The organism is Haploplasma axanthum (assembly GCF_900660745.1).
Lineage (GTDB): Bacteria > Bacillota_I > Bacilli_A > Acholeplasmatales > Acholeplasmataceae > Haploplasma > Haploplasma axanthum.
This window is the reverse complement of the sequence record NZ_LR215048.1, coordinates 605,253-626,275: the sequence shown is the minus strand read 5'-3', so window position 1 is coordinate 626,275 and position 21,023 is coordinate 605,253. Positions and strand designations below refer to the sequence as shown.

The following is a 21,023-nucleotide window of genomic DNA, read 5'->3' as shown; positions in this document are numbered from 1 at the left end:
TTATTATTCCTCCCATTTAACTAGTGTGCCTAGCTTTTGACCTGTTACTGCTTTCTTAATATTACCTTTTTGATTCATATCAAAAACAATAATATTAATTTTATTATCTTTACAAATTGATGCAGCAGTTGAATCCATTACCATAAGTTTCTTTTCTAAAACTTCTTGTAGTGTTAATTCATTGTATAGTTTAGCATCTTTATGTTTTTTCGGATCTTTATCATATACACCCATTACATTATTTTTAGCCATTAAAATTACTTCAGCATCAATTTCTGCCGCACGCAATCCAGCAGCTGTATCAGTTGAGAAATATGGTGAACCCGTTCCTCCAACAAATACTGTTACTCTACCTTTTTCTAAATGTCTTATTGCTCTTCTTCTAATGTAAGGTTCTGCAACTTCAGGAATTGGTATCGCACTTAACACACGACAAGGTACATCAATACCTTCAAGTGCATCTTGTAATGCCAATCCATTCATGATTGTTCCAAGCATTCCCATGTAGTCTGCTTGTGCGCGGTCCATACCTAGTTCTTCACCAGTAACACCACGCCATAAGTTCCCAGCACCAATTACAACGCCGATTTGTACCCCTAGTGCATAAATTTCTTTTATCTCTAAAGCAATACTCTTAACAGTTTTAGGATCAATACCATAACTAGTATCACCCTTCATCGCTTCTCCACTTAATTTCAATATTACACGTTGGTACATACTGGCCTCCTTAGTTACCTTTTGTTACTGCAGCAACTTCTGCGGCAAAATCTTCTTCAACTTTTTCGATTCCTTCTCCAACTTCTAATCTCACAAATGAAATTACATCGTTACCGTTATTTTTTAAATATTGGGCAACAGTTAAATCTGGATCCTTAACAAATGGTTGATCAACTAAACAGATTTCTTTTAAATATTTATTCAATCTACCAACAATCATTTTTTCAACAATATTAGCAGGTTTTCCTTCTTGTAATGCTTGGTTTGTTAAAACTTGTTTTTCATGTTCTAATGTAGCAGCATCAACACTTGCACTATTTAAGTATCTTGGATTATTTGCAGCAATATGCATTGCGATATCTTTTCCAACTACTTCATTATCTTTTGCTAATAAAACAAGTGATACAATTCTACCACCCATATGTGAGTAAGCTCCAAATCCTTGGCTAGCATCTTTAGTTACTTTTGTTACTCTTCTTAAAGTAATTTTTTCACCAATTTTTGCTGTTGCATTTATTAAGAAAGTTTCAACAGTTTCACCATTAACAGTTAAAGCTAATGCTTCTTCTGTATTTGTTACGTTTGAATTAATTAATGCTTTTCCAACTTTATCAAGTAATTCTAGAAAATCTTTATTTTTAGCAACGAAATCTGTTTCTGAATTTAATTCAAAGATTACTGCATTATTTCCATCAACAACAACTTCACATAATCCTTCTGCTGCAACACGTCCAGATTTTTTAGCTGCTTGAGCTATACCGCGTTCTCTTAAATAATCAATCGCAGATTGAATATCGCCATTTGTTTCCATTAATGCTTTTTTACAATCCATCATACCAGCGCCAGTTTTTTCTCTTAGTTCTTTAACTAATTGTGCACTTATTTGTCCCATGTTCTTTTCCTCCGTTTTTTTTTAAAATAAAAGGGAACACGTCCCTTTTATCATTCTTTATATATCTATCAAGTAATTTAAGTTACGTTTTTATTTGCTTAGTAAATCAATTAATTCTGCTTTTTTAAGTGCTGAATAACCTGATAATCCACGTTCTTTAGCTAATGATTTTAAATCAGCTACAGTCATTGCTGCATAATCAACATCTGCTTTTTTAGCAACTTTAACTGGTTTAACTTCTTTTTTAACTTCTGCTTTTACTTCTTTAACTGGAGCTACCTTAACTTCTTCAACTACTTTTTCTTCAACCTTTTTAACTGGTTTAAATTCTTTTTTAACTTCTGTTCTTACTTCTTTTCTTGGTTCTCTATTTCCATCTTTTTTGTATGGTCTTTCAGTTCTTGCTGGTCTTGAACCTTTTTGTTCTCTTGAATCATCTTGTTGAACAACTTCTTCGTCTTCAACTTTTTCTACATATCCACCTTGTGCTTCAATAACTGCATTAGCCATTACGTGAGTAATTAAGTTTACTGCTCTAATTGCATCATCATTTGCTGGAATAATGTAATCAACATCATCAGGATTACAGTTTGTATCAACAATTCCAAATACTGGAATGTTTAATTTTCTTGCTTCTAAAATTGCATTTCTTTCTTTTTTAGGATCAACGATATATAAAGCTTCTGGAAGTTTCTTCATATTCTTAATACCACCTAAGAATTTTTCTAATTTAGTTCTTTCGTGAACTAATTTTAAAACTTCTTTTTTAGGTAATTTTTCAAAAGTTCCTTCTTCTTCCATTTTATATAAATCGTGTAATCTTTTAATTCTTTTACGAATTGTTTTAAAGTTAGTTAATGTTCCACCTAACCAACGTTGATCAACATAGAATTGACCTGTTCTTGCTGCTTCTTCTTTAACAGCCATTTGTGCTTGTTTCTTTGTTCCAACAAATAAAACTGATCCGCCATCTTGCACGATTGCTAATAATGCTGCATATGCTTCTTCAATTTTTTGTGCTGTCAATTTCAAATCAATAATATGGATTCCATTTCTTGAAGTGAAAATGTATGGAGCCATTCTTGGATCCCATCTTCTTGTTGCATGTCCAAAATGAACACCTGATTCCAACAATTGTTTCATTGTTACTACTGCCATAAAATAATACCTCCGCTTTCGTTTTTTTCCTCTGAATATTATTTTTGAACCACCCGTAGGCACTTGATTCAAATAAACCTATTCATGTGTATTTTATTAGCCTTTATAAATATATCATATTATTACTGTTTTTGCAAGTCTAAAAGCACTTTTATAAGCCACTACTTCCAAACCCACCTAAACGAATACGATCTTCTGCTTCATCATCAACTGTTTTAAAATAATTTGTAAATACTCCTTGTGCTAATCTTTCACCTTTTTTTATAATTACTTCTGCACTTGTGAAATTATACAAAGGAATACTTATATGCCCTTCGTTTTCAGCATAATAATAATCAGCATCAATTACTCCAACTCCATTACTCATCATTAAACCTTTTTTGAATGCTAATGACGATCTTGGAAATACAAATAAAACTTCATTCTTTGGCATCTTAGCTCTTAGGCCTGTTGGAACTAGTTTTATTTCTCCTGGTTTGATTACTTCATCAACTATTGATGCTAAATCATAACCCGCACTATCTTTACTTGCTCTTTCCGGTAAATTAAACTCTTCATTTTGATATTTACTAATTTTTTCAAATTTTCTCATTATTAAATTCTCCTTCAAATATTTTAAAACCTGATTTTCACGCTCTAAAACAGTTTTTAAACCTTGTTCTTTTCTTGTAAGATTAATCTTTTCATTATGATTAATTGCCTCATCGATTATAACCCATTTAGTAATTAATCCTTGCTCTTTTTCTCTTCCAACAAAAACCGGTATACCAATATCTGATATTTCACATAAAAAATAGTAAGATTTTTGTTCATAGATTGACCCACTACCATTTATACCATATCTAATCTCTTCAGTATATCCAATCTTATCAACTATTTTAACAGTTTTCGCACCAATCTCTTCCAATAATTCTCTTTTTAATGAATTAATGATATCTTCTCCTTCTTTTATACCTCCACCTGGAAAGGTGTAGTCATTAAAAGTTTTTGAATATAACATAAAAACTTTATCATTATCTAAAATTACCGCTCTTACAGTATTTCTTTTTTTAAAGTTTTTAAATTCACTTATTCCTTGTTCAATTATTGTTTTCCCGATTTTTATCATTTTTCATCATCCTTGGATGTAATTTTTCATACTTTTCTTTTAATACTTTATTTGAAACTTCTGTATATACTTGAGTAGATTTTAAATGTTCATGACCTAACAACTCTTGAACAACTCTTAAGTCAGCACCATGATTCAAAAGCGTTGTTGCAAAACTATGTCTTAACATATGAGGTGTTATTTTATATGTTTCATTAGCGTCATTTAAAATCTTTTTAATAATTTTTTGTAATCCTCGTGGCGTTAATTCTTCACCACGATAGTTTAAAAATACTTTTTGAGTTTCTTTATCTGTTTTAGAAATTAACTTTGTTCTTATACTTGTTAAGTATTCCTTAAGATCAAAGACTAGATTATCATGTATAGGAACATATCGATCTTTCGATCCTTTTCCATGAATTAAAATTTCTTTTCTTGAGATTTGCAAATCTTTTATTTCCATATTTGTAAGTTCGCTAGCTCGAAGACCACAACTAAATAACATATCTAAAATCAAATAATTTCTAAAGCCTAAGACAGTATTCTTATCAATTGCTTCAAAAAGATAATCAATTTCGTTATCACTAATAACTTTTGGTAATCGCTTAGGAATCTTCGGTGTTTCAATATTTTCAAATATGTTAACATCAAGATATTTTTCTTTTTTCATATAGTTATAAAACGTTCTTAATGATGAGATTTTTCTTGCTATTGATTTTTTAGAAAAACCTTGTTCTTCCAAATACGATAAATAGTGTCTTGCAAGTCTATCTCTTCTAGCATCTAAAACATTTTCTGCTAATTCTTCATTTTTTAAAAAATTATCAAAATCTTCTAAATCTTTATGATAGTTAACTCTAGTATTTTCTGAATAGTTTTTAATTGTAATCAAATAATCATCAAAAAGCTCAAAATAATTCATGATTTTCTTCCTTAAATTTTAAAAGTGCATCATTTGCTCTTCTAGCATAAATCTCTTTTCGTTCTTTTTTCTTATGTTTATAGTTTAACTCTGGAATTATTCCAAAATTTGCATGCATAGGAACAAATGATTTATTTGGTGTAGAAACGTATTTAGCAAGAGAACCCATCATTGTTTCATTAGGAAATGGTACTAACTTATTTTCATTTACTAATGAAGCCATTTGAATAGCGGCGTTTAATCCTGATGCTGCACTTTCAACATAACCTTCAACACCACTTATTTGACCAGCAAAGAAAATCTTCTTACTATTAATTACTTGAAAACTATCATTTAAAATATTTGGACTTTCAATATATGTGTTTCTATGAATAACACCGTATCTAACAATTTCAGCATTTTCAAGACCTGGAATCATTCTAACGATTCTTTTTTGTTCTCCCCATGATAGACTTGTTTGAAAACCAACAATATTATACATACTATTAGCAGCATCATCTCTTCTTAATTGAACAACAGCATATGGTAGTTCTCCATTAGGTTTCTCTAAACCAACAGGTTTTAATGGTCCAAAGGTTAATGTCTGAATTCCTCTTTCTGCCATTACTTCAACTGGCATACATCCTTCAAAAACATTATTTTCAAAATCTTTTGGTTGTACCTTTTGTGCGTTAATTAATTCATAATAAAAACTTTCATATTCTTCTTTTGTCATTGGACAATTAATATATGCTGCTTCCCCTTTATCATATCGATTCTTAAGGTAACAAATATCCATGTTAATTGAATCTTTCATTATAACAGGGGCAATAGCATCAAAGAAATGAAGATCTTGCTTACCAATTAGTTTTTCAATTTCCATAAATAATGAACTACTTACTAAAGGTCCAGCAGCAATTATTGTATAAACATCTTCATCAAGTTTGGTAACCTCTTCACGATGAATTGTAATAAACTCACTATTAGTTAATTCTTTTTCAACAAATAAAGAAAACTTTTCTCTATCTACAGCTAAACTACCACCAGCTGGAATACTAGCAAAGTTTGCCGCTTTAATTATTAATGAATCAAGTTCTTGCATCTCATGTTTCAAAAGACCAACAGCATTTGTTATATCAATCGCTCTTAAAGAATTAGAACATACAAGTTCAGCAAACATATTTGTTTGATGCGCATCTGTCATCTTTTTAGGTCTCATTTCATATAAATCTACTTTTATTCCACGTTTAGCAAGTTGATAAGCCGCTTCACTACCAGCCAATCCCGCTCCAATTATTTTTACAGTCATATAATCAACCACTTTCTTATCATAATTATTATATCATATCAAAAAAAATAGCGGATATAATCCGCTAGACTTCAACATTTTTTCTTAATTCAATTGGTGTCAATACTGCCTCAACTAATAAAGCAATTATTATTGAATTAGGAATAATTAAAAATGCTCTTAAGGGTAAATCAATTAATAACCCTGTAATGCTTTTATGGTAATGAACCATTAATGCGACACTATTTAAGGTTGTAACTAATATATGAGTTATTAATACTACTACTAATATTCTAGAAAAACCTTTCTTATTCTTTAACAACAAACCAGGTAATAATCCCCACATCATTGCTCCTATAGAGAATAGCGGGAAAAATGGAATACCTCCGATTATAACGCTTAACGAATCACCAATAAAAGCCATTAAAAGACTATATTTTACTCCTAAAAATATACCTGCAATTATTATTGGTATTGCATAATAAGCTGTTCCCATTGTTTGTGTTGGAACAAGTGCATTAAAAGTAATATCAATTACTATCGATAATGCTGTCAAAATAGACGCTAAAACAATTTTTTTCAATTCCATTAAAAAAGACCTCCTCTTCAACTAGAGAGATCCACTATAAAAAATATACAGCGGATGCACTAGAAAACCGCCTTTAAAAGTTCGTTCCAATCCGACATCCCATGACTAGACACTTAACGCTTTCTAATTACTCTGTATTTCTATTATACTATCTATTTTTATATTTTAAAGTCAATTACACCAATATTATTTTTTTGTAAATACTTATTTGTTTTAGAAAATGGTTTTGAACCAAAAAAACCTCGATTTGCTGAAAGTGGCGATGGATGAACTGATGTTAATACTAAATGTTTATCATTATAAATATATCTTTGATATTCTTTAGCATTATTACCCCACAATATAAAAACAAGCGGACTATCAATTCTACATATTTCCTTGAAAATATTCAAAGTAAATTCTTCCCATCCAAAATTCTTATGTGATAAAGGTTTTCCTTCTTCTACTGTTAGGATTGTGTTTAATAAAAGAACACCTTGTTTGGCCCAATTTGTTAAATCATTATTTTGTGTAATTTCAAGACCTAGATCATCTTTTATTTCTTTTTTAATATTTAACAAACTTTTTGGAGTCTTTTTATCCAATGAACTAAATGCTAATCCATGTGCTTGCAACTCGCCATGATATGGATCTTGTCCTAGAATAACAACTTTGATTTTTTCAAATGGAGTTAATTCAAATGCTTTAAAAACATTTTCGGTAGTTGGATAAATTGTTTTTGTCTTTCTTTCTTCACTAACTTTTTGGATTAATTTCTTATAATATTCTTTTATAGATTCATTCGTAATTATTTCATTCCACATATTAATCGCCTCTTATTAATTTTACCATAAATATAAAAGGTAATCCGAAGATTACCTTAATTTATATTTTGAATTATTATTACTGACCAACCATATAACTTCATTACTACTTCAGCTAATAAATGAGCAATCACTATAGAAAAGATAATATATGCAACTTTTATTTCCCATACATGATTTTTCTTAAATGCATTTTCAAGATTAAGTGCTCTTAATACTTTAAATACAATAGCAAAGAATAACAACAAAGCCACAAAATAAATAATTAATCTTGTCATTATTTACTTAGTACCGAAAAGTCTATCTCCAGCATCTCCAAGACCTGGAACAATATAACCATGTTCATTTAATTTTTCATCTAGTGCAGCTAAATAAATTTGAACATCTGGATGAGCTCCTTGTAATCTTTCAACACCTTCAGGACTTCCTACAAGCCCAACAAAAATAATGTTTTTAGCTCCCTTGTTTTTTAATATATCAATTGCTTTAACTGTTGAATTACCTGTTGCAAGCATCGGATCAATTAATAATACTGTGCTATCTTTCATTCCAACTGGGAACTTAGCATAATACTCTTTAGCTTCTAAGGTTTCTTCATCACGGTATAATCCAATATGTCCTACTTTTGCACTTGGAATTAAATTTTGAATTCCTTCAACCATCCCTAGTCCAGCACGAAGAATTGGAACAATTACTACTTCGTCTTTTAATTCATAACTGATACATTTTGATACAGGAGTTTCAATTTCTTTCTCCTTCAATTTTAATTCACGCGTTATTTCATAAGTTAATAAACCCGCAATCTCTGATACAGTCTCTCTGAACTCTTTTGTCTTTGTCTCTTTATTTCTTATTATCCCCAATTTATGTTCTATTAACGGGTGTTTTAAAATCTTAGCAGTTTTCATTATTTTTTATTTTCCTCCATGTCGCTAATTAAATCTATTCTTCTTTGATGTCTCGCTTCAAACTCGGCATCCATAAAAGCATCAACAATTTTCTCTGCTTCCTTGAAATCAGTGTTTCTTCCACCGATAGCAAGTACATTGGCATCATTATGTTCTTTAGCTAATCTTGCAGTTAATGTATCATGAACAAGTGCAGCTCTAACACCTTTAACTTTATTAGCTGCAATACTAATACCAATTCCTGTTCCACATACTACGATTCCAAAATCATAGTTTTTACTAACAACTTCTTCTCCAACTTTTTCACCAAAGACTGGATAATCAACAGATTCTTCACTATTAGTTCCAACATCAACAACTTCAACATTTTTTTCTTTTAAATGTTTTTTCAAGTTTTCTTTCATCTTGTAACCTGCGTGGTCACTTCCAATAACTACTTTCATGCTAACCTCCTATATTTTTTATATTATATCACAATTAACGATTTCTTTTACGAAGTACTTCAGTTAAATATTTTTTTCTTAATCTAATATTTTTAGGAGTTATTTCAACAAGTTCATCATCATTAATAAATGATAAACATTCTTCTAAATTTAAAATCTTTGGTCTTTTTAAAACAACTGTTTGTTCTTTATTTGCTTGTCTAACGTTTGTTAATTGCTTTTCTTGTGTAACATTTACAACTAAGTCATTTGGGCGATTATTTTCTCCAATAATCATTCCTTCATAAACTGCTGTTCTTGGTTCAACAAACATCATTCCACGTTCTTCTAGTTTCTTTAATGCATATTGAGTAGAGAATCCATCACTATTAGAAATTAATGCTCCAGATTGTCTATTGATTGCTTCAATATGTTCTAGTTTTCTATAATCATAAAAACTATGATTTATAATTCCATACCCTTTTGTAAGAGTTAAGAATGTTGTCATAAATCCAATTAATCCACGTGATGGAATTATATATTCAATCTTTGTGTAATTATTACTTTGATCAATCTTAACTAACTCACCATTTCTAGATCCTAAAATTTCAATAACTGATCCAACTGATTCGTTTGGTACATCAATATATGCTAATTCATATGGTTCATATTTAGTTCCATTTTCTTCTTTAATAACAACTTTTGGTTTAGCAACTTGGAACTCAAAACCTTCTCTACGCATATTTTCAATTAAAATACTTAAGTGTAATTCTCCACGACCTGAAACTACCCAAGTATCTTTTTCATCTGATTTTCTAATTTTCAAACTAACATCTTTATGAATTTCTTTTTCTAATCTTGCTGCTAATTTAGTAGCTGTAATATGTATTCCATCTTTACCAACAAATGGTGAATTATTTGCAGAAAATGCCATTTCAACTGTTGGTTCACCAACTTCAATAGCTGGCATTTTTTCTTCAAAACCAACTGCAGTCAATGTTTCACCAACTTGAATATCACTTAATCCAGCGATTGAAACAATATCACCAGCATAAGCTGTTTCAACTTCAATCTTGCTTACGCCTTCGTTTTGATAAATTTTTTGAACTCTAAACTTAATAACTTTATCGTCTTCTCTAATACAACTAACTTCAGTACCGACTGTAATTGAACCTTGATAAATTTTACCAACACCCATTCTACCAACAAATGAATTATAGTCAATTAACGATGGTTGAAATTTAAATGGTTTTGTTGCATCTGCTTCTGGAGCTTTAATTGTTTCAATAATTTGGTCAAAAATAACTGAAACTCCTTCATCCGTTAACTCTGGTTTTTTACTCATTTTACCTAGTAATGCTGAACCATATAAAACTGGAAAATCAAGTTCTTCCTCGCTTGCACCTAAATCAATAAACAAATCATAAACTTCATTTAATGCTTTTTGAGGGTTTGCAGCATCTCTATCAATTTTATTAACAACAACAATTGGTTTAACTTTCTTTTCTAATGCTTTTTTCAAAACAAATCTTGTTTGTGGCATTACACCTTCAAAAGCATCAACTAATAATAATACACCATCAACCATGTGCATAATTCTCTCAACTTCACCACCAAAGTCAGCATGACCTGGTGTATCTAAGATGTTAATCTTTGTATCCTTATATATTATTGATGTATTTTTAGCTAAAATAGTAATTCCTTTTTCTCTTTCAAGAGCATCACTATCCATAACTCTTTCTTGTAGAACTGTATGATCATCTTTAATTCCACTTTCAATTAACTTATTTACTAATGTTGTCTTACCATGATCAACGTGGGCAATAATTGCAATATTTCTTATATCCATAATTTTCTCTTTCCATAAAAAAAGTCTTATGCTTCAAGACTTTTTAAAACTTCTAAAATATCGTTTTTAGTGATATTTCCTTCTCTAATAATCTCAAAATTATTTACCAAGCTAATAACTGTTGAAGCTACTTCTTGGATAGTTTCATTATTCTTATAAATTTTCTTTACTACATTATTATATTTTTCAAAAATAATTTCATAATCATTAAGTGGTGGTTCACCACTTTGATTAATTGATGTAACTTTCATCGGACCATTTTCATTTAAAATTTCTAAAGCTAATTTATGATTTGGAATCCTTACACCAATTGTCTTTTCACCAGTTTTTTCATAATATTCTTCTGTAGTTTCTAAAATAAGGGTTAAGCCTCCAGGCCAAAATCTTTGACCAATTAATCTCGCTAAATCAGTTAATTTAGCAAATCTTTCAATTTGTTCTAAGTTCGCACACAAAACAGCAATTGGTTTATTAAAATCTCTACCTTTTATTTCATATATTTTATTAATACCTAGAGTATCATATAATGTAGTTCCAATTCCATATACTGTATCAGTTGGAAATATGATTAAGTTATTTTTCATGTGCAACACCTCCAGACTTAAAAACAAATGTATATCTATCTTTATTATTTAAATCTTTTTCCTGCACTATTTTAACACTTTTTAAGTTTTTTTCAACTAAATTTGCTATTAAAGTGTTTTGATCATATCCATGTTCAAAAGCAATCATAGCTTTATCTTCTAAATAATCATTAATATTTTCAAGAATTAATTCATAAGAATCAATTCCTAAACCACCACTATATAAGGCACTAAATGGCTCTTTAGAGACAATCTCATCAACCTTATAATCCGTTCTAATATACGGTGGATTACTAATTATTAAATCAAATTTATCATTAATATTACTAAACCAATCACTTTCAATTGTTTTAACATTTAAATTATAAAAACTAATATTTTTACTAGCAACCTTTAATGCTTCATCACTAATATCAGAAAGTGTAACATCATAATTTGTTTCAAGTTTGATTGTTATTCCAATACATCCACTACCGGTTGCTAAATCAAGAACTTTAATTACATCTTTAGTATTAAAAAAATTTTTTGCATATTTTATAGTTTTTTCAATCAAATATTCGGTTTCTGGTCTTGGAATAAGTGTACTTTTGTTAACATAAAACTTTCTTCCATAAAAATAACCATATCCAACAATATATTGAACTGGATTTTTTTCGTTTAAATACTCATTAACAAAAGCTCGATATCTAGAAATAAGTTTATCACTTATCACTTCATGTTTTCTTAATATATAATCACTATATTTATACTCTAACAATTCAAGTAAAAGCCAAAAAACAGCACTTTTTTCTTCATCTGTTTGACAAAGATTATATGCTTGTTTTAATAACTCTTCAATTATCATTTTGACTCGCCTTGAAGTTGTTGTTTTTGGTAGTAATTGATTAATTCATCAATAATTAAATCTAATCTACCCTCCATAATAACATCCAATCTTTGAAGTGTTAAACCAATTCTGTGATCTGTTACTCGATTTTGAGGATAGTTATATGTTCTAACCTTTTCACTTCTATCTCCACGTCCAACTAATGAATGACGTTGTTCATTTTCTTTATCCATTTGTTCTTGGAGCATATTATCATAAAGTCTTGTTGTAAGAATTTTAAAAGCAGTCGCTTTATTCTCATGTTGACTCTTACCTAGTTGCGATGCAACACTTAACCCTGTTGGTATATGTGTTAATCGAACAGCCGATTGAGTCGTATTAACTGATTGTCCACCTGGACCACTTGAAGTGAAAGTATCAACTCGAATATCATTCCAGCTAACATTAAATTCAATATCATCAGCTTCAGGCATAACTAAAACTGTCGCTGTTGATGTATGAATTCTACCTTGTGATTCAGTTTGAGGTACTCTTTGTACTCTATGTGTTCCAGATTCATACTTTAAAAATGAAAAAGCTTTTTTTCCGGAAACCATAAATTCAATTGAAGTATATCCGCCCATAGCACCAACCATAGCATCTAAAACTTCAATTTTCCACCCCATAATTTCAGCATATTTAGAATATGCTCTAAATAAATCACCTGCAAAAAGATTTCCTTCATCTCCACCAGCAGCACCTTTAATTTCGATAATAACATTTTTATCATCGTTAGGATCTTGTGGTAATAATAAAATCTTTAACTTTTCTTCTAGTTCTTCTTGTTTTTCTTCTAGACCTTTTATTTCTTCTTTTGCAATACTTAAAAGATCATGATCTTCTTCAATTTCTATAAGCTCTTTTAAGTCTTTCAACTCTTTTTCATTATTCTTATATATTCGATAATTTTCAATTACTTCATCCATATCACTAACTTCTTTAAGAAGTTTAGTCATTTCTTTAACTTCTAATGTTCCACTTGCGAGTTTATCTTGTAGTGCAACATAGTATTCTTCCATTACTCTTAATCTTTCAAACATGATTTATCACCAAAAATATATTAACATATTTATCTTTAAAATACCACATAAACAGTGCGTTTACCTTGAAATTAATTCTAAATAAGTTTATAATTAGAGTATAGAAACAAGGAGGAAATGAATATGGAAAAGTTATACACGTTTTTAAACAAGGAAGTTGCTAACTTTAGTGTTCTATTCACTAAGTTACATCATCATCACTGGTATGTTAAAGGTCCAAACTTCTTCAGCCTACATGTTAAATTTGAAGAATTCTATGATGAAATTAACGAGTTGTATGATGAATTTGCTGAAAGATTGTTAACAATCGGTGGAGAACCTATTTCAAATATGAAAGGTTATTTAAAAGCAGCTTCACTAGATGAAGTCAATGATAATCTGACTTCTGAACAAATGGTTAAAATGATTCATGACGATTTTGTGTTAATTGCAGATGAACTAAAACAAGGAATTGTTATTGCGCAAGATTTACATGATGAAACAACAGCTGATTTATTTATTAGCACTGTTGGCAAACTTGAAAAACACGCATGGATGTTAAAATTCTACTTATCTAAATAGTAAAAACAAAGCCAGTTCATTTCTGAATTGGCTTTTTTCGTACTTCTATTTAATTTCAAAACTTATAAAATTAAAATTACCTTTTCCTTCATAACTAAATTGAAGTTCATGAATCCCTTTAAGAGCTTTTAAATCTGCTTTAAACTTGTTTTGCATACCATTAATAGATATTATAGCAAGCAATTCATTATTTCCATTTTTAACAATTATTTTACCTTTTGATCTACCTTTAACATAAACTTCAATCTCTGTTTCATTGTTAAATTCAAAATACTTAAATCCAGCAATACTATATTTATTAAAGTTCTTAATATATTGTTTCGGGTTTTCATTTCTGTCTTTTCCATCTTGAGTAAAATAAGGGTGGTATTTACTATGCTTTTTAAATACGCGATAAAAATATACACCTTTTTTAGAATATAAGTTGCAAGCAATATATGCCATATGTTTCCCTTCAGCTTTTAATGGGGTATTATTTAATCCGTTCGATGTTATTTCTGCTTGTATGAACTTTCCATCTTCAAATTTAATTTTTTCCGCACACGCTTGCCTTGAGAAACTATTTCTATTTGTTTGCCTATGATAAAATATATAAAAATCATCATTTAATTCCAATATACTTCCATGGTTGTTTCCAATATAATTTATTGGTTTATTTTTTATACCAATATCTCCATTAGAAACGAGTATACCTTGATACTTAAAACCCTTATCTGGATAATCACTTATTGCGTAACAAAGCTCATGTCCATTAATTGATGAGTAAATAAAATAGTATTTGCCATTAATCTTTCTCATTGATGCTGCTTCAAAGAATTCATGCCCATAGTAATCCGTATCTTTGCTATTAAAGATTGTTTTAGCAATATATTTAGGCTTACTAATAACTGTTTGCATATCATTGCTAAGTTCAACAACCATCGCTCCTTCTTTCATTGGTTTTTTATTACCAAATAAAAATCTTGAAAGTTTTCGAGGTGCAAATCCACTATATAAATAAACTCTTTTATCTTCATCAATAAATATTGCTGGATCAAATTGAATTCCTTCATTTTTCTCACCAAGTAGTATTCCATCTTCATATTTCACATGACCTAAAAATTCATATTTACCAGTTGGAGAATCTGATACTGCAATACTTATATGTCCACAATATCCCAATGTATAGTACATATAATATTTTCCATCTAATGCCTTAATAACATCTGATGCAAACATTGCATTTAAAGGGCCTTTTCTATATTTAGGATCACTTTTTCTTTCGTATATAACACCTTCATAACGCCAATTAGTTAAATCATCAATTGGTGCCGACCATGTGACATAATCATTCAGACAAAATGATACTCCATTAAATCGATCATGTGAACCATAAATATATACTCTTCCATCAAAAACTCTTGGTTCAGGATCAGGTATATATTCATAACTCGGTAGAAAAGGATTAACTATTTGTTTCATTTTCAAACTCTTGTTCAATTCTTTCTAGTACTTTCTCAATAATAATATGCATATCATAATATTTATATTCAGCAAGTCTTCCTCCAAATAAATACTTAGATTCTTCTTTAGCTAATTCGAAATATTTTTGATATTTCTCTTGGTTTTGTTGATCATTAATTGGATAATATGGCTCCATACCTTTTTCAAAATCCACTGAGTATTCTTTAGTTATTATTGTTGTTTTTGATTCTGTAAATTCAAAATGCTTATGTTCGATTATTCTAGTGTAAGGTGTTTCTTTATCTGTATAATTAACAACAGCATTCCCTTGATAGTTTTCAGTATTTATTTTTTCATGTTCAAATCTTAGACTACGATAATCTAATACTCCATATTGATAATCATAAAATTGATCTAATGGTCCTGTATATAATACCTTAGTTGCTATTGAGTCAAAGAATTCTTTATTAACGAAATAATCAGTTGATAATCTAATATCAATTCCATCTAAGAGTTTTTCAAAGATTTTTGTATATCCACCATTTGGTATTCCTTGATATAAGTCGTTGAAATAATTATTATTGTATGTAAATCTTACTGGTAATCTTTTAATAATAAATGGTGGTAATTCTTTTGAATCTCTTCCCCATTGTTTTTCAGTATACCCTTTAATTAACTTCTCATAAATATCTGTTCCAACTAAGTTGATTGCTTGTTCCTCTAAGTTAATTGGATTTTCTTTATAATATTTTTTTCTTTGTTCTTCTATTTTTTCTTTTGCTTCACTCGGTGTTATTACTCCCCATAATTTATTAAATGTATTCATATTAAATGGGAGGTTATATATTTCACCTTTATAGTTTGCAATTGGTGAATTTACATAGTTATTAAATGTTGCAAATTTATTTATGTAATCCCACACCTTTTTATTTGATGTATGAAAGATATGTGCCCCATAATAATGGACATTTATCCCTTCATATTCTTTAGTATAGAGATTTCCTCCAATATGATTTCGTTTATCAATTACTAAAACTTTTTTACCACGTTTTTTAGCTTCATATGCGAATATTGAGCCATATAATCCAGCACCAACTATTAAATAATCATACATAGTTTATTCTCCTATCCTAGTTTAATCTTTTTAGCGAAATATAAATAACCCTTAACCATAATGTACCCTTTTATTCTCCATGGTAAGAAATTAACTAAGCAATTATAAGATCTAAATCTTAAAAATCTATATAGTTTTTTATCATTCTTTTTTAAATCATTCCAAAGTTTTCTTAAATCATCTTTACGTTCTTTACTATATTCAGCTGTTGTAAACATTTGAGTTATAATCATAATTGCTGATAAAAAATGGAACATATATTTTCTTAAGCCTTTTGGAAGTTTTTTAATTTCATCATAACTATATTCTTTCAAAATTATATCCATTACTTTTATTTGTTGTTTGTATCTTTTTACAATATTATGAATTTGAACTGATTGGTCACTTCTACCGATATAATAATGATATAAAACTATTGGCATGTAATAAATTGTTTTTGCATATGGCAGTGGTGTATATGAGAAAATATTATCTACATAAAACGTATGATTCGGAAGTTTTATTCCACTTTCTCTTAACACTGCTGTTTTATATACTAATGCATGCATTAACATTGTTTTTGAGTATTTAAACTTCTTATTTGTTTCACTCCAAGTTGTTATTTTATTTGGTATAAAGTTTTCTTCATATGATCTAACAAATGTTGTATTATCTTCTACATGTTCATAGATGAAGTCTAGAATATATAAATCTGGACTTTGATTATTATTATATTGTTCTTTTAGTTTTTCTAGAAATGTTACTAAGTTTTCTTTATCTAACCAATCATCTGAATCAACTACTTTATAATATAATCCTGTTGCTGCTTCTAGCCCTGCATTTACTCCTGATCCATGTCCGCCATTTTCTTTGTCTATCACTTTAACAATTTTAGGGTATTTCTTTTTATATTCATTAGCTATTTTTATTGTATTATCTTTTGATCCATCATTTACTATTATAATCTCTGCATCTTCTCCTATAACCAATAATGATTCAACTGCATTATGAAGATAGTTTTCTGAGTTATATGATGGGATTGCAAATGTTATGTACTTCATTTTTTTCACCTCACTTTTCTATTCAAATAGGGACCTATTTAAACGTCCCTATATTATAATTTAGTTTTATTTTTTTAGCAATTATTTAGTTTCTTTATCTTCTTGTTTGAATATTATCTTCATAATCGGGAAGAAAACCCAGAATGAAATAGCACTATTAATAATCATAGTTAATCCATCAGCAATAATTTCACCCAATTTACCCATACTCCATTTATTCATAAACAAGTCATAAATTGGAGCTTTATATAAGCCTTGTGCTGCGGCAGCAATAAACGTTATTGCTACATATGCAATAAAGTACCAAAGTGCTGCAACCCATGCATTACTGTTTGATTTAAACGTTACGGATCTTTGTGTAAAGAAATTAATAATTTGAGCTATTGCAATTGTAACTTGAACTGCTAAGAAATATGCAAGCCCACCACCAACACCACTTACTAACTCTCCTGCTGGATAATTAAACATATAGTAAGGTGTTCCATTTAAGTTATTTCCTATTCTACCAAATTGTAATGAAATATTAATCAAATCAGTTTGGTTAAACATATATTTAAATAATGGCATCATAACAAGTTGTAAAACAGTAACACCATTACTTATCATAAAGAATACTAAAAACTGTGCAACAGTCGGATGACTTGATTTAAATGACTTCCAAATTCTTGAGAACCATTTACCAATTCTAGCAAAGAACTTCCCAACATTTGTTAAGAGTTTTGTTATTGGATTAAATTCTACTTCTTTATTTAGATCAATAATTTGATTATTTTGATTCTTCTTTAAAGTTTTAATATTTTGCTTTATCAAATTATATTCTTCACTATCTTTTTCAACAGTTTTAAGTAATGCTTTATTTTCACTTATTTGTGTTTTTACTTTCAATTTGATATTTTTAATTTTACCAGTTCTTGTTTCTTTCTCATTTATCGTTTCTTTTTTTCTTACGATTAATGCTTCTTTTTCTTTTGCGGCTTCAATTAAAGGATTATATTGTTCTTCAATTTCATTTAATCTCTGATTAGTTATTTCATGCAATTCTGTAATCTTATTGTCAGCAATTATTTTTAAATCATCACTTTTTTCTTTACTCGCTTTTATCTGTTCTTTAAGTTGTTTTTTTATACTAAGTTTTTTATTAGCTGCCTCAAGTTTAATTAAGTTTTTAGTTTCTTGTTTTTTATCTAACAAGATACTTGATGTATTAAAACTTAATTCTTCAACCACCTTAATTTTCTTACTCATGTTTAGCCTCCATTTTAGCAGCTAATTTCTCTGCTTTAATTCTTTTACGTTTTATTTTGCCTTCTTTACGATATTTATTTAGTCCCTTAAAGAAATGTCCATTAAACATTAATAATAATCCATCTAGTTGTCCCCAAGAAATCATTCCATTAGTCATTCTAGAAATTCCTCTCATAGGTTGATGATACATTCCCATTATTAATGTATTTGCAAGTTCTTTTTTACCAAAAGTTCTTAAGAATGCTGGTGCAAATCGCATTGACCATGCAAATATTCTTCCAGTCCATCCTCTCGAATATCTAAGTTCTGCAACTGTGGTATTATAATCAACAACAATTCTGTTTTTCTTATAAAAATTAGTTTTAGGACTTGGAATCTCACCATCATTTAACTGACTAAATTCTTCTAAACTTATATTCTTTATTTCAGCTTTAAAATATGAACCTAAATTTTTATTTTGATATGGAATATTGTTTGTTGTTCCAGAAATTTTAATCTCTGCTTCAAGAACGTTATTTGTTAATGATCTATTAATATAAACTTGATAGTTTCCTTCTTCTATTTCAAACTTATTAGTTTCCACATTCCAATATCTAAATGTATATTCATCAAAAGGAATAAAGACTTCTTTTGTTTCATTAATATCTAATTCAAATTTTTCGAATCCTTTTAATTCTTTAGTTGGTCTAAAGATTTTACTATCCTTTAAACCTATGTAAAGTTGTGCAACATCTTTCCCTTTAACATTACCAATATTTTTAACTTTAAAACTAACACCTTTATCTGTAACTTTAATGTTGCTATATTGAAAATCTGTGTATGATAACCCATATCCAAAAGGATATTTCACTTCAATACCGGCTTTTTCAAAATATCGATATCCCACATATATTGATTCTCTATACTCAACACTTACTTCTTTACCTGGAAAATACGGTGCAGATGAAACATCTTCATATTTAACTGGTAATGTTTCAGATAGACGTCCAGAAGGATTTACAACTCCCCCTATAACATTAAGAATTGCTTTCGCTCCTGCTTGACCTGCAAGATATCCATGAACAATTGCGTCAACTTTTGAATCAAATGGAATCTCAATTGCTGATCCACATGATAATACCACTACAATTTTTTTACCTAAACCTGTTAAAGTATTAATCAATCTAATTTGATTTTCAGGTAATCTCATATTAGTTCTATCCATACCTTCAGCTTCAGTAATTTCATCTAGTCCTAAATATACTAATAAAACATCAGCATTATTTGCAAGTTTAACAGCTTTTTTAAGCAATGAAGTACTTTTCTTGCCATAACGCTTAAATCCAGGTTCATATCCTATAAAATCAAAATTATAATTGTTTATAAATTCTAGTGTTGTATCAACTCTCAACGGATTAACAATTGAAGAGCCTGCCCCTTGGTATCTTGGTTTATGTGCAAAATCACCAATAACTGCAACTCTTTCCTTCTTGTTTAAAGGTAATACATTATTATCATTTTTTAATAAAACAATTGCTTCTGAGGCTACTTCTTCAGCAAGTTTATGGTGCTCATTTAAATTAATTTTTGATTCATCATTTTCAAGAGATTTATTTGTTGTAAAAATTAAATCTAATAGTCGATCAACAGCAATATCTAAAACTTTTTCATCAAGTTTTCCTTCTTTAATTGCTTTAACAATTTCACGATTAGTTTCTCCACCATTACCTGGCATTTCAAGTTCATTTCCAGCAATTAAACCTTTAATACGATCGTTGTTACCACCCCAGTCAGTAACTACTACTCCTTCAAATCCCCAATCTTTTCTTAAAACTTCTTGCATCAAGTGCATATTCTCATTGGCATGAATACCTCTTAGACGATTATATGAGGACATTACAGTTTTTGTCTTAGCATCTTTTACAGCCATTTCAAATGGCGTTAAATAAATTTCTCGCAATGCTCGTTCATCAACAATAGTATCAATTACTAATCTTCTTTCTTCTTGATTATTAACTGCAAAATGTTTTACCGATGATCCAATACCATTTGATTGCACACCTGTAATATGGGCAACAGACATTTTGCCTGAAAGATAAGGGTCTTCACTAAAATATTCAAAATTACGACCACAAAGTGGATTTCTTTTTATATTTGTTCCAGGTCCAAGTAAAACATTAACTTTTTGGTTTTTAGCTTCACTTCCAAGTGCTTCTCCTAAACTTTTTATAAGTTTAATATTCCATGTATTTGCCATTGTTGCAGATGTAGGAAAAGCAGTTGCTTTTATACTTTCATTTAATCCTAAGTGATCCGCAGCAGCTGCTTGTTTTCTAACCCCATGTGGTCCATCAGCTAAAAAAATTGTTGGAACATCTAGTCTTTTTATATCTTTTGTTTGCCAAAAATCTTTACCAGACATTAAAGAAGCTTTTTCTTCTAAAGTCATCTTACTAATCAAATCTTTATATTTCATTTAATTCACCTCATATTGATACAACAAACAACAAAATAGAATAATTCTTACTTTGTGAAGAA

21 protein-coding genes, 1 pseudogene and 1 riboswitch are annotated in these 21,023 nt (G+C 29.2%); of the genes and pseudogenes, 1 reads left to right on the top strand and 21 read right to left on the bottom strand.

Translation table 11 applies throughout. From position 1 onward, the window contains the following. Positions 1-3: 3 nt before the first annotated feature. From pyrH to prfA, 16 genes and pseudogenes are all read right to left on the bottom strand, one after another. Positions 4-717: a UMP kinase gene (gene pyrH, locus EXC62_RS02985; protein ID WP_026390893.1), complete on the bottom strand. Its 714-nt coding sequence runs from the start codon at positions 715-717 to the stop codon at positions 4-6. Positions 718-727: 10 nt separating this feature from the next. Further along, positions 728-1,609 carry a translation elongation factor Ts gene (gene tsf / locus EXC62_RS02980; protein ID WP_026390892.1) on the bottom strand — a complete coding sequence of 294 codons (882 nt, stop codon included), beginning with the start codon at positions 1,607-1,609 and terminating at the stop codon, positions 728-730. 90 nt (positions 1,610-1,699) lie between these two features. Continuing rightward, positions 1,700-1,798: a Rho termination factor N-terminal domain-containing protein gene (locus tag EXC62_RS09035; RefSeq protein WP_232034271.1), complete on the bottom strand. Its 99-nt coding sequence runs from the start codon at positions 1,796-1,798 to the stop codon at positions 1,700-1,702. Positions 1,799-2,032: 234 nt separating this feature from the next. After that, positions 2,033-2,767, bottom strand: a pseudogene (rpsB, locus tag EXC62_RS02975) (30S ribosomal protein S2); the annotation flags it as partial. A 151-nt stretch (positions 2,768-2,918) separates the two neighbouring features. Beyond that, a complete protein-coding gene (gene dut / locus EXC62_RS09130; protein WP_162140278.1) occupies positions 2,919-3,875 on the bottom strand; it encodes a dUTP diphosphatase in 957 nt (318 codons plus the stop codon). Next, positions 3,847-4,776 (bottom strand): site-specific tyrosine recombinase/integron integrase, encoded by a 930-nt coding sequence (gene xerA / locus EXC62_RS02965; protein WP_162140277.1) that lies wholly within the window; start codon positions 4,774-4,776, stop codon positions 3,847-3,849. Before xerA ends, dut begins: the two co-directional genes overlap by 29 nt. Then, entirely contained in the window at positions 4,763-6,064 is a 1,302-nt protein-coding gene (gene trmFO / locus EXC62_RS02960; RefSeq protein ID WP_162140276.1) for a methylenetetrahydrofolate--tRNA-(uracil(54)-C(5))-methyltransferase (FADH(2)-oxidizing) TrmFO, read from the bottom strand. The genes xerA and trmFO overlap by 14 nt, the downstream gene beginning before the upstream one ends. A 64-nt stretch (positions 6,065-6,128) precedes the next feature. After that, a complete protein-coding gene (locus tag EXC62_RS02955) occupies positions 6,129-6,632 on the bottom strand; it encodes a folate family ECF transporter S component (protein WP_026390889.1) in 504 nt (167 codons plus the stop codon). Positions 6,633-6,678: 46 nt separating this feature from the next. Further along, positions 6,679-6,769, bottom strand: a riboswitch (THF riboswitch). A gap of 21 nt (positions 6,770-6,790) precedes the next feature. Further along, positions 6,791-7,435, bottom strand: a complete 645-nt coding sequence (locus EXC62_RS02950) for a uracil-DNA glycosylase (RefSeq protein ID WP_026390888.1) — start codon at positions 7,433-7,435, stop codon at positions 6,791-6,793. Between the two features lie 56 nt (positions 7,436-7,491). Next, positions 7,492-7,713 (bottom strand): DUF1146 domain-containing protein, encoded by a 222-nt coding sequence (locus tag EXC62_RS02945; RefSeq protein ID WP_035375828.1) that lies wholly within the window; start codon positions 7,711-7,713, stop codon positions 7,492-7,494. A 3-nt stretch (positions 7,714-7,716) separates the two neighbouring features. Then, positions 7,717-8,343, bottom strand: coding sequence for a uracil phosphoribosyltransferase (upp, locus tag EXC62_RS02940; protein WP_026390887.1), 627 nt, complete (start codon positions 8,341-8,343; stop codon positions 7,717-7,719). After that, positions 8,343-8,786 (bottom strand): ribose 5-phosphate isomerase B, encoded by a 444-nt coding sequence (gene rpiB / locus EXC62_RS02935; protein ID WP_026390886.1) that lies wholly within the window; start codon positions 8,784-8,786, stop codon positions 8,343-8,345. The genes upp and rpiB overlap by 1 nt, the downstream gene beginning before the upstream one ends. Positions 8,787-8,820: 34 nt before the next feature. After that, entirely contained in the window at positions 8,821-10,614 is a 1,794-nt protein-coding gene (typA, locus tag EXC62_RS02930) for a translational GTPase TypA (RefSeq protein ID WP_026390885.1), read from the bottom strand. Between the two features lie 26 nt (positions 10,615-10,640). Then, a complete protein-coding gene (locus EXC62_RS02925; protein WP_026390884.1) occupies positions 10,641-11,198 on the bottom strand; it encodes an L-threonylcarbamoyladenylate synthase in 558 nt (185 codons plus the stop codon). Beyond that, positions 11,188-12,042, bottom strand: coding sequence for a peptide chain release factor N(5)-glutamine methyltransferase (gene prmC / locus EXC62_RS02920; protein ID WP_052589989.1), 855 nt, complete (start codon positions 12,040-12,042; stop codon positions 11,188-11,190). Before prmC ends, EXC62_RS02925 begins: the two co-directional genes overlap by 11 nt. Continuing rightward, positions 12,039-13,103: a peptide chain release factor 1 gene (gene prfA / locus EXC62_RS02915; RefSeq protein ID WP_162140275.1), complete on the bottom strand. Its 1,065-nt coding sequence runs from the start codon at positions 13,101-13,103 to the stop codon at positions 12,039-12,041. Before prfA ends, prmC begins: the two co-directional genes overlap by 4 nt. A 123-nt stretch (positions 13,104-13,226) precedes the next feature. Here prfA and EXC62_RS02910 point away from each other — a divergent pair, with 123 nt between their 5' ends. After that, complete coding sequence (locus EXC62_RS02910) at positions 13,227-13,664, top strand: Dps family protein (RefSeq protein WP_197724326.1); 438 nt, start codon at positions 13,227-13,229, stop codon at positions 13,662-13,664. 45 nt (positions 13,665-13,709) lie between these two features. On the opposite strand, the gene EXC62_RS02905 is transcribed toward EXC62_RS02910, so the two are convergent. The 5 genes from EXC62_RS02905 to EXC62_RS02885 all read right to left on the bottom strand — a co-directional run bounded on the left by EXC62_RS02905 (position 13,710) and on the right by EXC62_RS02885 (position 20,961). Beyond that, the gene (locus EXC62_RS02905; protein WP_197724325.1) at positions 13,710-15,125 is read right to left on the bottom strand and encodes a family 43 glycosylhydrolase; all 1,416 of its coding nucleotides are present in this window, start codon (positions 15,123-15,125) and stop codon (positions 13,710-13,712) included. Further along, a complete protein-coding gene (gene glf / locus EXC62_RS02900) occupies positions 15,109-16,221 on the bottom strand; it encodes a UDP-galactopyranose mutase (RefSeq protein WP_129747464.1) in 1,113 nt (370 codons plus the stop codon). Before glf ends, EXC62_RS02905 begins: the two co-directional genes overlap by 17 nt. Before the next feature lie 11 nt (positions 16,222-16,232). Continuing rightward, the gene (locus EXC62_RS02895) at positions 16,233-17,261 is read right to left on the bottom strand and encodes a glycosyltransferase family 2 protein (protein WP_129747400.1); all 1,029 of its coding nucleotides are present in this window, start codon (positions 17,259-17,261) and stop codon (positions 16,233-16,235) included. A gap of 81 nt (positions 17,262-17,342) precedes the next feature. Then, entirely contained in the window at positions 17,343-18,506 is a 1,164-nt protein-coding gene (locus tag EXC62_RS08975; RefSeq protein ID WP_197724324.1) for a GtrA family protein, read from the bottom strand. Next, positions 18,499-20,961 carry a glycoside hydrolase family 3 C-terminal domain-containing protein gene (locus EXC62_RS02885; protein ID WP_026391039.1) on the bottom strand — a complete coding sequence of 821 codons (2,463 nt, stop codon included), beginning with the start codon at positions 20,959-20,961 and terminating at the stop codon, positions 18,499-18,501. Before EXC62_RS02885 ends, EXC62_RS08975 begins: the two co-directional genes overlap by 8 nt. Between the last annotated feature and the right edge of the window lie 62 nt (positions 20,962-21,023).